This window comes from Shewanella sp. 433 (genome assembly GCF_059338565.1).
Window position 1 is genome coordinate 3,002,067 of the sequence record NZ_CM181703.1, and the last position, 14,090, is coordinate 3,016,156.

Genomic DNA, 14,090 nt, shown 5'->3' on the forward strand with positions numbered 1-14,090 from the left:
TAACCGACCTTTAATATTAACGCTATAGAAACCATTTCAGAGCAATATAATAACGGCGCCCCATTAAGTCGTAAGTCATGGTATTCGTATTGCCGTCAGTATAACTCTGACTATAGGGCGCGGCTTTATCGAACAGGTTATCTATACCACCAGTTAATGCAATATCATCATTTAACTGATAGCGCACTTGAAGGTTATGGTAAGCCGTAGCATCAACACTATCACCTATATCGCCTTCATTAGCATATTGATCATCTGCCGCACCAATATACTGAATGTTATAGCTATAGCGCCACTTGGCATCAACAAGGTCCACATAAAGATTAGAGCGCCATTGTGTATAACTACCATCATAACCTATTGTACCAGCACGTGAATCAACAGGTGCGCCAACATAAGTCTGCAGGTCATATTGATGTAAGTAGCTGACTTCCCATGTGGTATTAGTTGAAAAACCCCAGATATCTTTTTGGTAGAATACAGCCATATCCACCCCTGATACTTCTTCATTGGCGGCATTACCTAACAGGGTTTGTAAGTAAGTTATTTCACCGGTTAATGGGTCACGAACAAAGTGTTGGTCACTGCAAAATGGATGTGACATACCAGCACTATCGTAACAAGCAGCTAGCTTACTTGAACCGTTAACAGAGTTGATAGCGTTTTCAATTTTTATTTTGAAATAATCAAGTGTGATGTTTAACTCCTCTATCTGGCCCACATTCCAGACAATACCGGCCGTAAAGGTGTTCGCCTCTTCAGGCTCTAATTCCGAATTACCGCCACGATCGGTTAAAATCGTGCCCTCTTGCTTGTGATCCGCCGGTACACCAGCAGCCATACAGTTAGCATAACGGTTTGAGCTGGTATCGAGTTGGCTCCACTCACTACAAGGATCAGTGGTATTCATATTGCCTTGATCTATACCACCAAACAACTCAGGAATATTTGGCACTCTAAATGCGGAAGATTGGGTCGCTCGCAGCGTTACTTCGTTATTAATCGCCCATTGCAAGCCAAATTTATAATTGGTATCGCCGCCAAATGTGTCGAAATATGAATAACGCAATGCAGCAGTCAGATCGACTTGCTTAGCAAAGGCAAAATCACTTAGTAAGGGAATAAATGCTTCAAAATAGAGCTCATCAGCAGTGTAACTACCATTGATGGGATCCTGTTGTGCAGTGTTTGCCTCGCCACTGATTTTCAATGGCGAGGGATCATTCCAGCCTTTCTCTTTACGGTGTTCAATACCTGCAGCAAAACTAACCGAGCCCGCAGGTAACTCTCCTAAATCACCAGTAACATTGGCGGCGATACTAAATTGTTCGTTACCCCCCTCGTCACGCATATCAAATAGAAAATAGTCCAACATATGTGGAGTAAGAGAACCCTCTCCCCACAAATCGGCACAGGGTATATTTGAGTTACGGCTACACAGGTTATAATCAGTAACTTCTGCAAGTCGGGCATTATTAATGACATTAGTGACTTCAAAAGCGCCACGATTACTGCCGTAATTAACGCTCATATCCCACTGTAAATGGTGATCAAGCTCCCCTCGCAAACCGGTGACGAGTCGCCAAGTGTCGGAACGAATATTAAACTCTCTGGGCGCTTCGGCAAGCCTGCGACTCTTAAGGAGAAAGTCACTGTCGGTCGGATTCGATTGATGCCAAGCAGGGATCTCGATACCCGATACGCTTTGAGGAGTGGCGGGAAGTTGGGAGGTTCTGTGGGTATACATGGCCTCAGTAAAAAACTGCACACTCCCTGCTACGTCATATTCACCGTAAGCAAATAAATTAATACGTTCAACCGGCTGCACTGCATTAAAGTATTGGTAGTAGTTATCTTTATCATTGCCTTTATAAGGTAATGAGCCATCAGGTAACAGTTTAACCTCTTCACCTATGAGATGACCATTTTCGTCAATAAAGTAGCCCCTACCACCAGGCATAGCCGTACTCCCGCCACAAACAAGCTCACTATCTTGCTCCTCAAGCGGGCAAGGAGCACGGCTTAACATATCGACTGCTTGGGTTTTGTCATAACTCATCGCTATGTAGGCACTACTGCTATGACCAACATGCCCTAAGGCAACATCAAATTGATACTGTTCTCCATCGCCTTGTTCAGTGATGCCTGTTCGGCCTTGTAACTCTACCCCATCAATTTGTTGCTTAGTGATAATATTAACTACGCCAGCAACGGCATCGGCTCCATAAACTGCGGATGCACCATCTTTCAACACTTCAATGCGTTGTATCACACTCACTGGAATAGTATTGAGATCCACGGACGAGTTTGCACCTGTACCACTGTTGACCATGCGACGGCCATTTAACAAGACAAGCGTCCGATTAACCCCTAATCCACGCAGATTAACTTGAGTTGAGCCATAACCCCCTTCAGTCCAATAAGCATTGGTTTGGTTACCAGCGAAACCTGCAGAGGCTGACATTCTTTGTAGTACAACATCAACTGAAGTCGCTCCGGTTTTTTCAATATCATCTGCGGTAAATACCGTGATTGGCGCCGTAGAAGCGATCTCCTCTCGGGAGATCCGACTGCCTGTAATAGAGACACGTTCCATATCAGGGGTTAGCGTAATCTGTGCATTACTCAATAATCGTTCAGCACTGGGATCGGCACTATAAACATAAAAAGCGGGCGTCAAACCCAAAGAAATAGTAAGTGAAGTCATCAAAAAACGACGGTACATAAACAGTCCTAACCAATTTATTTAACCTACTGTCGTTTATATCTTATTGAATTTTAAGTTCAATTATAGCTTGGATAACTGCGGCAAAATGTCACACCTTCTAGGGTAAACCTCACAAATACGCTTTCAAAGTAGAAATTAAGCTACCATAAATAAAAATATATTAGGCAATGCAAATTAGAGGCGCTGCTCAATGAAAACAGGTTTAGAGCGATAACAAATTAGCTCCAATCTACAGTGGCAGACGCCATCAGACTGGCGGTGCTCAGAGCAGTGCAATTACACTTCATATAAGCCCTGAAGTGATCCTAAATCTTAACCCACCTTGGCCTATTGGGTACTTTTGCATAAATTTGCTTTAGTTAACGCTTAATAGGCATTAATCATTAAGCTTCTGGTAATATGTGATATTCACAAAAATTTATCACTCATTCTCAGTCTCTAAGCCATAAGGACATTAATGTTTAAGTTATTTGAATCTTGGGTTAACGCCTTACCCGATGATGAGCCCCAACAACCGCCAAGGGGTATTTACGCTTTTTGTCGGCATTACACCAAAGGGTTTGAAATACCCCTCGTATTAATGTCAATTTTAACTGCCGCCTTAGCCATATTAGAGGTCTCACTCTTCGCCTTTATGGGGGATTTAGTGGATTTATTGGCAAACCACGATCCCGAGACCTTGTTTGAACAACAAGGTGGCAAACTACTGATGATGTCAGTACTCGTTTTGGTGGTCATTCCGCTCTTAGTGTTGCTGCATGCGTTAGTGGTATATCAAGGCTTGCTGGGTAACTACCCGATGTCAATTCGTTGGTTAGCCCATCGATATCTACTCAAACAAAGCGTATCCTTTTATCAAAATGACTTTGCCGGTCGTATCGCCACTAAAGTGATGCAAACGTCACTGGCCGTGCGTGAAACCGTCACCAAATTACTGGATGTTCTGGTGTATATCTTGGTTTATTTTTTGTCGATGTTGGTGATCATCGCCGATGCCGACTTTCGCTTGATGCTCCCCATGTTAATCTGGTTAGGCTTATATATTGGTCTGCAGATCTATTTCTTGCCAAAACTAAAAAAAGTGTCGACAGAACAAGCTGATGCACGTTCATCCATGACAGGACGTATTGTCGATAGCTATACCAATATCGCCACGGTGAAACTGTTTTCTCATACGCAGCAAGAAGCACAATATGCCAAAGAGAGCATGACAGGTTTCCTTGACACAGTTTATCGACAAATGCGCTTGGTTACAGGCATTAACGTGAGCGTGCAGGTGATAAACTACCTGCTGGCCTTTACCATTGCCGCGGTCTCTATTTGGCTATGGCGTGACAGTGCCATCACCATTGGCGCGATAGCAGTAGCGGTGAGTTTATCCTTACGTTTAAACGGCATGTCGCAGTGGATCATGTGGGAAATTAGCTCACTGTTTGAAAATATCGGTACCGTTACCGATGGCATGAACACCCTGGCCAAACCCACAGACATTGAAGACAGTGAGCAAGCCAGCGAATTAGCGGTGCGCGAAGGCAAAATCGATTTTCACAACGTCAGTTTTCATTATGGCGAAAAGAGCGGCGTTATCGATGCGCTAAACCTCAATATCAAAGCCGGTGAAAAAGTTGGACTGGTGGGCCGTTCTGGTGCGGGTAAATCAACCCTAGTTAACCTATTGATGCGTTTTCATGATGTCGAAAAAGGCACAATTGCCATTGACAATCAGGACATCAGACTGGTGACACAAGACTCGCTGCGTTCAAATATTGGTATGGTGACTCAAGACACCTCCCTGCTGCATCGCTCCATCCGTGACAACATTCGCTACGGTAAGCCAGATGCTACAGAAGAGGAGTTAGAAAATGCCATCAGACAAGCGCAGGCCTATGACTTTATTAATGAGTTAAGCGATCCTGAAGGTAATCATGGATTAGATGCTCAGGTCGGCGAGCGCGGCGTCAAACTCTCCGGCGGTCAACGCCAACGCATCGCCATTGCAAGAGTATTACTCAAAAATGCGCCTATCTTACTGCTTGACGAGGCCACATCGGCATTAGACTCTGAAATTGAAGCGGCGATTCAGGAGAGTTTATATCAGCTGATGGAAGGCAAAACCGTGATCGCCATCGCTCATCGCCTGTCAACGATTGCAGCCATGGACCGACTTATCGTCCTGGATCAAGGCAAAATTGTTGAACAAGGCACACACCAAGCATTGATCGCACAAGGCGGCATTTATGCTCAGCTTTGGGCACATCAAACTGGCGGCTTCTTAGGCATTGAGTAAGCCTGCACCTTAATCTCAATATCAGCCTCTTTGCCCACATTCCCAGCAAAGAGGCTTTTTTTATGCCTTAAGATTAAGTAGCTAACCTTACCTGCACAGTCCGCTTTCTACAGGCAGAAAACCGCTTGGCACTTGGGTTATCATCGCCACTATCTGAATCATTACGATCTGAATCCTGAATTGCCACCATCTGATTAGACGAGAGCTCTGTAGACACTATCTCAATAGGCTCATTAGCTATCAATAGGTGACGCGCACCAGAGATCAGCGCTGGTCGCTAACAAGCTGATATGGCCAATGGTTTAGCTGAAATTAGGAGAGTGTCATCACGGACATTAGCTGAAGACATAAAAATGCCAGAGAATCAGTCAAGACGTCGGAGAGCCAGAGAGTCGAGTCAGGCAAAGGCATAGTGGCCCATGAAGTCTGAATCAAAAATTTAGGCGAAAAAAAACCACCAATTAAGGTGGTTTCTTCCAACGTACAAGACGTTGATTTGGTGGAGCCTAGCGGGATCGAACCGCTGACCTCAACACTGCCAGTGTTGCGCTCTCCCAGCTGAGCTAAGGCCCCAAATTCACGTTACTATAAATGAAAACCATAGATAACACAAAAGGTTAAATAGTGGTATCCCATAGGGGATTCGAACCCCTGTTACCGCCGTGAAAGGGCGGTGTCCTAGGCCTCTAGACGAATGGGACACTGTTGGTACGTTATACTCTGTACCGAGTGAATACTCATTGAAGCCAGTAGGCTATCGCTTCAACGCTATCGAATCGTCAACTTGTCAGTCAACCACTCAAAAAGTGGTATCCCATAGGGGATTCGAACCCCTGTTACCGCCGTGAAAGGGCGGTGTCCTAGGCCTCTAGACGAATGGGACACTGTTGGTACGTTATACTCTGTACCGAGTGAATACTCATTGAAGCCAGTAGGCTATCGCTTCAACGCTATCGAATCGTCAACTTGTCAGTCAACCACTCAAAAAGTGGTATCCCATAGGGGATTCGAACCCCTGTTACCGCCGTGAAAGGGCGGTGTCCTAGGCCTCTAGACGAATGGGACACTGTTGGTACGTTATACTCTGTACCGAGTGAATACTCATTGAAGCCAGTAGGCTATCGCTTCAACGCTATCGAATCGTCAACTTGTCAGTCAACCACTCAAAAAGTGGTATCCCATAGGGGATTCGAACCCCTGTTACCGCCGTGAAAGGGCGGTGTCCTAGGCCTCTAGACGAATGGGACACTGTTGGTACGTTATACTCTGTACCGAGTGAATACTCATTGAAGCCAGTAGGCTATCGCTTCAACGCTATCGAATCGTCAACTTGTCAGTCAACCACTCAAAAAGTGGTATCCCATAGGGGATTCGAACCCCTGTTACCGCCGTGAAAGGGCGGTGTCCTAGGCCTCTAGACGAATGGGACACTGTTGGTACGTTATACTCTGTACCGAGTGAATACTCATTGAAGCCAGTAGGCTATCGCTTCAACGCTATCGAATCGTCAACTTGTCAGTCAACCACTCAAAAAGTGGTATCCCATAGGGGATTCGAACCCCTGTTACCGCCGTGAAAGGGCGGTGTCCTAGGCCTCTAGACGAATGGGACACTGTTGGTACGTTATACTCTGTACCGAGTGAATACTCATTGAAGCCAGTAGGCTATCGCTTCAACGCTATCGAATCGTCAACTTGTCAGTCAACCACTCAAAAAGTGGTATCCCATAGGGGATTCGAACCCCTGTTACCGCCGTGAAAGGGCGGTGTCCTAGGCCTCTAGACGAATGGGACACTGTTGGCACGTTATACTCTGTACCGAGTGAATACTCATTAATGCCTGTAGGCTAAACATCAATGCTAGGTGATACGTTATACTCTGTATCGAGTGAATACTCATTGATGCCTGTAGGCGCTCTTGTTAACCAAGAATATCAATGCTTAGACAAAGTAGATGGTGGAGCCTAGCGGGATCGAACCGCTGACCTCAACACTGCCAGTGTTGCGCTCTCCCAGCTGAGCTAAGGCCCCTTACCTAACTTATCACCTTTGAGTGCACTGCAAGCATTTGCTACGCTGTGTCCCAACTGCGAGGCGCATTCTATGCAGCACACCCAAAAGTGTCAACTCGTTTTTTAGGAATTTATTCTATTTGCTACAAATTCAATCGCTTTGGAGATTCTTTGCTCACAACGAGCCTTTCCAACGAGGAATAAGGTTAAATCAACAGCAGGTGACATACCCGCACCAGTTACGGCAACGCGCAGTGGCATACCGACCTTACCCATACCAACGTCTAATTCAGTCGCGGTATCTTCAATCGCTTGGTGAATTCCTTCCAATGTCCACTCTGGTAATGCGGCTAATTTTTGCTGAACCAGTTGTAATGGCTCCAGCGCTACACCACGAAGATGCTTTTTAGCGGCAGTTTCATCGAACTCAGCAAAGTCTTCATAGAAGTAACGACTAGACGCCGCCAACTCTTTAAGAGTCTTCGCACGCTCAGCCAATGCGGTAACCACTTCAGCTAGCGCTGGGCCATTACTGGTATCGATGTTTTGATCGGCCATATGCCATTCAAGATGCTTAGCCACGTATTCAGGTGCTAGCTCTTTCATATAATGCTGGTTCAACCATATAAGCTTATCGGTATTAAAAGCCGAGGCGGCTTTATTGATATCATCGAGCTTAAATAGTTGTTTCATCTCATCGATAGAAAACACTTCTTGGTCGCCATGAGACCAACCTAGACGCACGAGATAGTTCAGTAGCGCTTCAGGTAAGAAACCATCATCACGATACTGCATCACCCCTACTGCACCATGGCGCTTAGATAGCTTGGCACCATCATCGCCCAAGATCATCGCCACATGGGCGTATTCTGGAATTGGTGCACCTAGCGCTTTAAGAATGTTGATTTGACGAGGGGTGTTATTAATGTGGTCTTCACCACGCACAACACAAGTGATCCCCATATCCCAGTCATCAACCACAACACAGAAGTTATAAGTCGGTGTGCCGTCAGTACGGGCAATAATCAGATCATCGAGCAGCTCATTAGAGATTTCGATACGACCACGAACATGATCATCAAATACTACGCTGCCTTCTGTCGGGTTTTTAAAACGAATAACGAACGGCTCGTCAGTGTCTCGTGGTGCTTTATCACGACAGTAACCGTCATATTTTTGTTGCTCACCCTTGGCCGCTTGCTCTTCACGCATAGATTCGATGCGTTCACGGGTACAGTAACACTTATACGCAGTGCCCTGCTCTAGCATCTGAGCAATGATTTCGTTGTAACGATCAAAACGCTTGGTTTGGTAGTATGGACCTTCATCCCAATTGAGTCCCAACCACTGCATGCCTTCTAATATGGCTTCGCATGCTTCAGGTGTTGAACGCTCTATATCGGTATCTTCGATACGTAAAACAAATTCACCTTGGTTAGCACGGGCATATAGCCATGAATAAAGTGCAGTACGAGCACCACCTACATGTAAAAAGCCGGTAGGACTTGGAGCAAAACGCGTCTTAGTCGTCATAATGGGACATAAACCTATTGTCGAAAGTCTAGAGTAGACTGAACTATTAAATGTGGTGGCTATTCTAACAGCCAAACCCACTAAGAGAAAATACTCTGCATCATATCATCGCGATAAGCCATCATCGACAGCCACCACAAGGCTGCCACAAACTAAATGTACACTTGGTGCCTTTAATCATTAATATTGGAGCCACTCATTTAAGGTAAGCGTAAGGTAAGCGCATTTATACTTTATACAGGACATTAATCTAATGAGTATTGAAACAGACTAATAGATTCGCTTTGATACCCAAAAAGCAATTATTGAGCAGTATCGGTCAATGACCTCTCGAATCTAGCAATTAAAAACGCTAACTCGACTTACCTTAAACTGGACTATGGTAACGGCTCCCAATAAAGAACCTCAGTAGCACAAGGTTATGCTGCCTCTAAAAGCCAGGCTTTATCTTTAGCAAGTTGAATTGCTCCCAGTGATTCAATGAGATCCCCTAACACAACAGACAATATTTAATCGCTTCAAGCTGATGTAAGCCCCCTCTCTGTTTAACATTAACGCAGTCCGCACAAATTTGAACCGGACTAACGTTTTTATCGAAAAAAGCGTTGACACTCGATCAACGCTCCCTATAATACGGCCCCACACAGCGAGGTCGATTAGCTCAGCTGGGAGAGCACCTCCCTTACAAGGAGGGGGTCACTGGTTCGAGCCCAGTATCGACCACCATTCTTTTCATAAAGAATTAAAACATTATGAAATCCCAGGTCGATTAGCTCAGCTGGGAGAGCACCTCCCTTACAAGGAGGGGGTCACTGGTTCGAGCCCAGTATCGACCACCATTCTTTTCATAGAGAATTAAAACATTATGAAATCCCAGGTCGATTAGCTCAGCTGGGAGAGCACCTCCCTTACAAGGAGGGGGTCACTGGTTCGAGCCCAGTATCGACCACCATTCTTTTCATAGAGAATTAAAACATTATGAAATCCCAGGTCGATTAGCTCAGCTGGGAGAGCACCTCCCTTACAAGGAGGGGGTCACTGGTTCGAGCCCAGTATCGACCACCATTCTTTTCATAGAGAATTAAAACATTATGAAATCCCAGGTCGATTAGCTCAGCTGGGAGAGCACCTCCCTTACAAGGAGGGGGTCACTGGTTCGAGCCCAGTATCGACCACCATTCTTCTCATAAAGAATTAAAACATTATGAAATCCCAGGTCGATTAGCTCAGCTGGGAGAGCACCTCCCTTACAAGGAGGGGGTCACTGGTTCGAGCCCAGTATCGACCACCATTCTTTTCATAAAGAATTAAAACATTATGAAATCCCAGGTCGATTAGCTCAGCTGGGAGAGCACCTCCCTTACAAGGAGGGGGTCACTGGTTCGAGCCCAGTATCGACCACCATATTTCCTCTTTTGCATTACAATTCCCTATTTAGAATTAATCAGCCTATTAGCCATAAGTTTTGGTTCAAATTTGTCATTGCTAAACGACTCGCCTCGACTATTCTTCAATAATATTGAATTCAACAACCGATGAGTATTGGTGGTTATTATGGCCGAAGTCACACAATCTGCCTCACTGGCAAGTATTGCAGCCTATTTAAAGCTCACTCATGAATGTGATGAGCAGCAAGCTATGGTTGAAGCTAAAGAAGTCATGCAGAATTTAGTGGCTATGCGGCAAAAAGGCTTTATTACAGGCTGGTATTTTGATGCTCACGGCCATTTAGAATTATTACCTAGCGACGCTATTATGAAACGAATTGACCCAATAAAATAACGCTACCAACAAGAGTTACAGTAACTTAGCGAGTGAGTAGGTGCTGTTTCTCTCAAGATACTCTCTCTTGTACGCTACAGCATAAAAAACTAAGGATTTGATAAACCCTATTCCCACTCTTCTTATTCCCTCCGCCCGCTATTCTACCTAATCTGACATTACGTCACTCGATGCTTACTCCATTTATTTAGTCGTGATGTTGACCATAACACTCAGAACTCGCTCACTTTCTCGCACAACGTCAAACTCCTTACCAACATGAGTACTAACTAAATGAGTACTCAAATCCTGCTGCTGGATAAGGCTTGCGACCTAAATGGGTCATTTCCCACCCATTTAGGTTAATTTAACTGGCGAGATCTGCCCCATTAGTCAACTCGCTGAAACACAGCACTAAATGCAACCTATTGAGATCTTTGGTTTTACATAAAAATAACATTTATGGCCCACTCCTTGCCTATACTTCCCTATTAAGTTCATCAGTAAACTCAGCCTTTGTGGCCCATAAAGCCAAAAGGATTAATAACATAAGGGAAAAAATATGAGCATATCAAACACCAATTTCACTCTGCACTCACTTAAACGGCTGGCTAAGCTAACCTCGGTAGTAACCTTATTAACTGCCAGCCTGTCGGTGTTTGCCGCCCCAGTAGAAATTAAGTTCTCTCACGTGGTTGCAGAGAATACGCCAAAAGGCCAAATGGCCCTTAAATTTAAAGCCTTAGTCGAAGAGCGACTCCCTGGCGAATATCAGGTAAACGTCTTTCCTAATTCTCAGTTGTTTGGTGACAATAACGAATTGTCAGCATTACTGCTCAATGATGTGCAATTTGTAGCACCGTCGCTGTCTAAATTTGAACGTTACACCAAGAAACTACAAATTTTTGATTTACCTTTCCTATTTCAAGATATGGAAGCGGTTAATCGTTTTCAACAAAGCGAGTCAGGACAAAAATTATTAAACTCGATGAAGCGAAAAGGCCTTGTCGGGCTTGGTTATCTTCACAATGGCATGAAGCAGTTTTCCGCCAGTAGCCCACTGATCTTGCCGGAAGATGCTGGCGGCAAAAAGTTTCGCATTATGGCATCTGACGTTTTGGCTGCCCAATTTCAAGCAGTCGATGCGATACCGGTGAAAAAACCCTTCTCAGAAGTGTTCACGCTACTGCAAACACGTGCTATCGATGGTCAAGAAAATACCTGGTCAAATATCTACTCGAAGAAATTTTTCGAAGTGCAAAGCCATATTACCGAGAGTAATCACGGCGTTTTAGATTACATGGTGGTGACCTCTGATGAATTCTGGACATCACTCCCAAATGATAAGCGTAAAGTGATCAAAGCTGCCTTAGATGAAGCGGTTGCTTATGGTAACGAGATTGCGGCGGCCAAAGTCGATAAAGATAAGCAAGCCATTATCGACTCTAAGCGCTCAGAAATTACCTATTTGACTCCAGAACAACGCGCCGCTTGGGTCACTGCCATGAAGCCAGTATGGGCACAGTTTGAAGATAAAATTGGTAAAGATCTTATCGAAGCCGCCGTCGCTGCAAACAAATAACAACAATAACGATTCGCTAAGCTAATAGGGATGTATTGAGGCCGAGCTCACGGCTGGCGGCCTCTTTCCTATTTAAGGAGCAACAGAGATGATATCTCGTGTATTTTCATATTTTGAAGAAGGTGTGCTCAATGCGTTAATCACCACCATGACGGTGTTGGTGTTCGCTGAAGTGATTGCGCGCTTTTTCTTTAACACAGGTTTTCTGTGGATCCAGGAACTGACACTCACCCTGTGTGGTTGGTTTGTATTATTTGGTATGTCTTATGGTGTGAAGGTCGGCGCCCACATCGGCGTCGATGCCTTTGTCAAAAAACTACCCAAAAAAGGCCGTAAAGTCACCGCTATTATTGCCGTCATTGTCTGCTTAATTTACTGCGCTATGTTTTTACAAGGCAGCTGGGATTACCTTGCAAAAATGTACCAAGTGGGCGTACCGATGGAAGACATCGACTTACCGCACTTTTTAATTAGCCAGCTTGACCCAGACAATGCCTGGGAATATTTACGCATCGATGTTGAAGAGCCCGCCGTACCACTGTGGATGTCACAAAGTATCTTATTAATTGGCTTTGCATTACTCACATGGCGTTTTATCGAATTAGCTATCGCTATTTTACAAAATAAAACTGATGGTTTTAGTTTTGCCGATGAAGCCAAGGAAAGCATGCATCTTGCTGAAAATAACAGTGATAAGCCTGATGTTGGCACCAAGGGAGATAAGTAATGACGATTGCCATCCTGTTTATTAGTCTGTTTCTGTGCATGCTCATCGGTATGCCTATTGCCATTGCGCTAGGTTTTTCTAGCATGCTCACCATCTTATTGTTTTCTGATGACTCACTGGCCTCAATCGCCCTTAAACTGTATGAGTCGACCTCTGAGCATTATACCCTGCTGGCGATCCCCTTTTTTATTCTCTCCTCAGCCTTCTTATCAACCGGTGGTGTGGCGCGGCGGATCATCGACTTTGCCATGGACAGTGTTGGTCATATTCGTGGCGGATTAGCCATGGCCTCTGTCATGGCCTGTATGCTCTTTGCTGCGGTCTCTGGTTCATCGCCTGCAACCGTTGCCGCCATTGGCTCTATCGTCATCGTGGGTATGGTGCGCGCGGGCTATCCGGAAAAATTTGCCGCGGGCGTTATTACCACCTCAGGGACATTAGGCATATTGATCCCCCCTTCCATCGTCATGCTGGTTTACGCCGCCGCTACCGAAGTGTCTGCAGCCAGAATGTTTATGGCAGGGTTAATACCGGGATTAATGATGGGGCTTTTACTCATGCTCGCCATCTACATTGTTGCGCGTATTAAGAAACTCCCCTCTCGCCCTTTCCCAGGGGTAAAAGTACTGGCCATATCGAGCGCTAAAGCCATGGGCGGCCTAGCGCTAATTTTTATCGTACTAGGTTCCATCTATGGTGGTATTGCCAGCCCTACTGAAGCTGCTGCGGTAGCGTGTGTTTACGCTTACTTTATTGCCGTATTTGGCTATCGCGATATTGGGCCACTAAAAAATGTCAGCTGGCGAGAGCGCGGCGAGTCCCTTCTAAAGGCTTGTGCACGTAATATCGGTTTTATCTTGCTTGCCGTGCTTAAAACCCCGGTGGACAAAGAGATCCGCCACGTGGTCAGAGATGGCGCTAAAGTCAGTATTATGCTGCTGTTTATCATCGCTAATGCGATGTTATTTGCCCACGTGCTCACCACTGAGCGCATCCCGCACCTGATTGCCGAAACCATAGTTGGCATGGGGCTTCCCGTATGGGGCTTCCTCATCATAGTTAACTTACTGCTACTGGCCGCCGGTAACTTTATGGAACCCTCGGCGATTTTGCTCATCATGGCACCGATTTTATTCCCAATCGCGACGCAGTTGGGTATTGATCCTATCCATTTAGGCATCATCATGGTGGTCAATATGGAGATTGGTATGCTCACCCCGCCGGTGGGGCTCAACTTGTTTGTGACCGCGGGGATCACGGGGCGCAGCATGGGATGGGTGATTCAATCCTGTTTACCTTGGTTGGTGTTACTGCTGTTCTTCTTAGCGCTGATCACTTACGTCCCACAGATCTCGTTATTCCTGCCTGAATATATTGATAAGTTAAATGGTTATTAAACAACTTGATTTTACTTAACAATTGAGTGAGTCTGGCAAAGGTAACTTACCCTTGCCAGACTCA

Annotated in this window: 7 protein-coding genes and 16 tRNA genes; 12 read left to right on the forward strand and 11 right to left on the reverse strand. The window is 45.3% G+C overall.

The features are described 5' to 3' along the window. Positions 1-22: 22 nt before the first annotated feature. Positions 23-2,725 (reverse strand): TonB-dependent receptor, encoded by a 2,703-nt coding sequence (locus tag AC5YB1_RS13240; RefSeq protein WP_494519565.1) that lies wholly within the window; start codon positions 2,723-2,725, stop codon positions 23-25. 460 nt (positions 2,726-3,185) lie between these two features. On the opposite strand from AC5YB1_RS13240, the gene AC5YB1_RS13245 reads away from it, so the two are divergent. Then, positions 3,186-5,015, forward strand: a complete 1,830-nt coding sequence (locus AC5YB1_RS13245; protein WP_494519566.1) for an ABC transporter ATP-binding protein — start codon at positions 3,186-3,188, stop codon at positions 5,013-5,015. Positions 5,016-5,512: 497 nt separating this feature from the next. On the opposite strand, the gene AC5YB1_RS13250 is transcribed toward AC5YB1_RS13245, so the two are convergent. The 10 genes from AC5YB1_RS13250 to gltX form a co-directional block, all read right to left on the reverse strand. Beyond that, positions 5,513-5,588: transfer RNA gene (locus AC5YB1_RS13250), tRNA-Ala, on the reverse strand. Positions 5,589-5,640: 52 nt separating this feature from the next. Then, positions 5,641-5,716: transfer RNA gene (locus tag AC5YB1_RS13255), tRNA-Glu, on the reverse strand. Positions 5,717-5,822: 106 nt separating this feature from the next. After that, positions 5,823-5,898, reverse strand: a tRNA-Glu gene (locus AC5YB1_RS13260). A 106-nt stretch (positions 5,899-6,004) separates the two neighbouring features. Then, positions 6,005-6,080 (reverse strand) — tRNA-Glu (locus AC5YB1_RS13265). Between the two features lie 106 nt (positions 6,081-6,186). Then, positions 6,187-6,262, reverse strand: a tRNA-Glu gene (locus AC5YB1_RS13270). 106 nt (positions 6,263-6,368) lie between these two features. After that, a tRNA-Glu gene (locus tag AC5YB1_RS13275) sits at positions 6,369-6,444 on the reverse strand. Positions 6,445-6,550: 106 nt separating this feature from the next. Next, a tRNA-Glu gene (locus AC5YB1_RS13280) sits at positions 6,551-6,626 on the reverse strand. A 106-nt stretch (positions 6,627-6,732) separates the two neighbouring features. Continuing rightward, positions 6,733-6,808, reverse strand: a tRNA-Glu gene (locus tag AC5YB1_RS13285). A 161-nt stretch (positions 6,809-6,969) separates the two neighbouring features. Next, positions 6,970-7,045, reverse strand: a tRNA-Ala gene (locus AC5YB1_RS13290). A gap of 104 nt (positions 7,046-7,149) precedes the next feature. Continuing rightward, the gene (gene gltX, locus AC5YB1_RS13295; RefSeq protein ID WP_494519567.1) at positions 7,150-8,559 is read right to left on the reverse strand and encodes a glutamate--tRNA ligase; all 1,410 of its coding nucleotides are present in this window, start codon (positions 8,557-8,559) and stop codon (positions 7,150-7,152) included. 650 nt (positions 8,560-9,209) lie between these two features. Here gltX and AC5YB1_RS13300 point away from each other — a divergent pair. The 11 genes from AC5YB1_RS13300 (at position 9,210) to AC5YB1_RS13350 (ending at position 14,026) form a co-directional block, all read left to right on the forward strand. Next, positions 9,210-9,285: transfer RNA gene (locus AC5YB1_RS13300), tRNA-Val, on the forward strand. Between the two features lie 37 nt (positions 9,286-9,322). After that, positions 9,323-9,398, forward strand: a tRNA-Val gene (locus tag AC5YB1_RS13305). 37 nt (positions 9,399-9,435) lie between these two features. Next, positions 9,436-9,511, forward strand: a tRNA-Val gene (locus AC5YB1_RS13310). A gap of 37 nt (positions 9,512-9,548) precedes the next feature. Continuing rightward, positions 9,549-9,624, forward strand: a tRNA-Val gene (locus AC5YB1_RS13315). Between the two features lie 37 nt (positions 9,625-9,661). Further along, positions 9,662-9,737: transfer RNA gene (locus tag AC5YB1_RS13320), tRNA-Val, on the forward strand. A 37-nt stretch (positions 9,738-9,774) separates the two neighbouring features. Further along, positions 9,775-9,850 (forward strand) — tRNA-Val (locus AC5YB1_RS13325). Positions 9,851-9,887: 37 nt separating this feature from the next. After that, a tRNA-Val gene (locus AC5YB1_RS13330) sits at positions 9,888-9,963 on the forward strand. A 150-nt stretch (positions 9,964-10,113) separates the two neighbouring features. Continuing rightward, entirely contained in the window at positions 10,114-10,341 is a 228-nt protein-coding gene (locus tag AC5YB1_RS13335) for a hypothetical protein (protein ID WP_494519568.1), read from the forward strand. Between the two features lie 541 nt (positions 10,342-10,882). Beyond that, on the forward strand, positions 10,883-11,902 hold the full coding sequence (locus AC5YB1_RS13340; RefSeq protein WP_494519569.1) for a TRAP transporter substrate-binding protein: 1,020 nt from the start codon (positions 10,883-10,885) through the stop codon (positions 11,900-11,902). An 88-nt stretch (positions 11,903-11,990) separates the two neighbouring features. After that, a complete protein-coding gene (locus tag AC5YB1_RS13345; RefSeq protein ID WP_475516366.1) occupies positions 11,991-12,629 on the forward strand; it encodes a TRAP transporter small permease in 639 nt (212 codons plus the stop codon). Continuing rightward, on the forward strand, positions 12,629-14,026 hold the full coding sequence (locus tag AC5YB1_RS13350) for a TRAP transporter large permease (RefSeq protein ID WP_494519570.1): 1,398 nt from the start codon (positions 12,629-12,631) through the stop codon (positions 14,024-14,026). Before AC5YB1_RS13345 ends, AC5YB1_RS13350 begins: the two co-directional genes overlap by 1 nt. Positions 14,027-14,090: the final 64 nt, after the last annotated feature.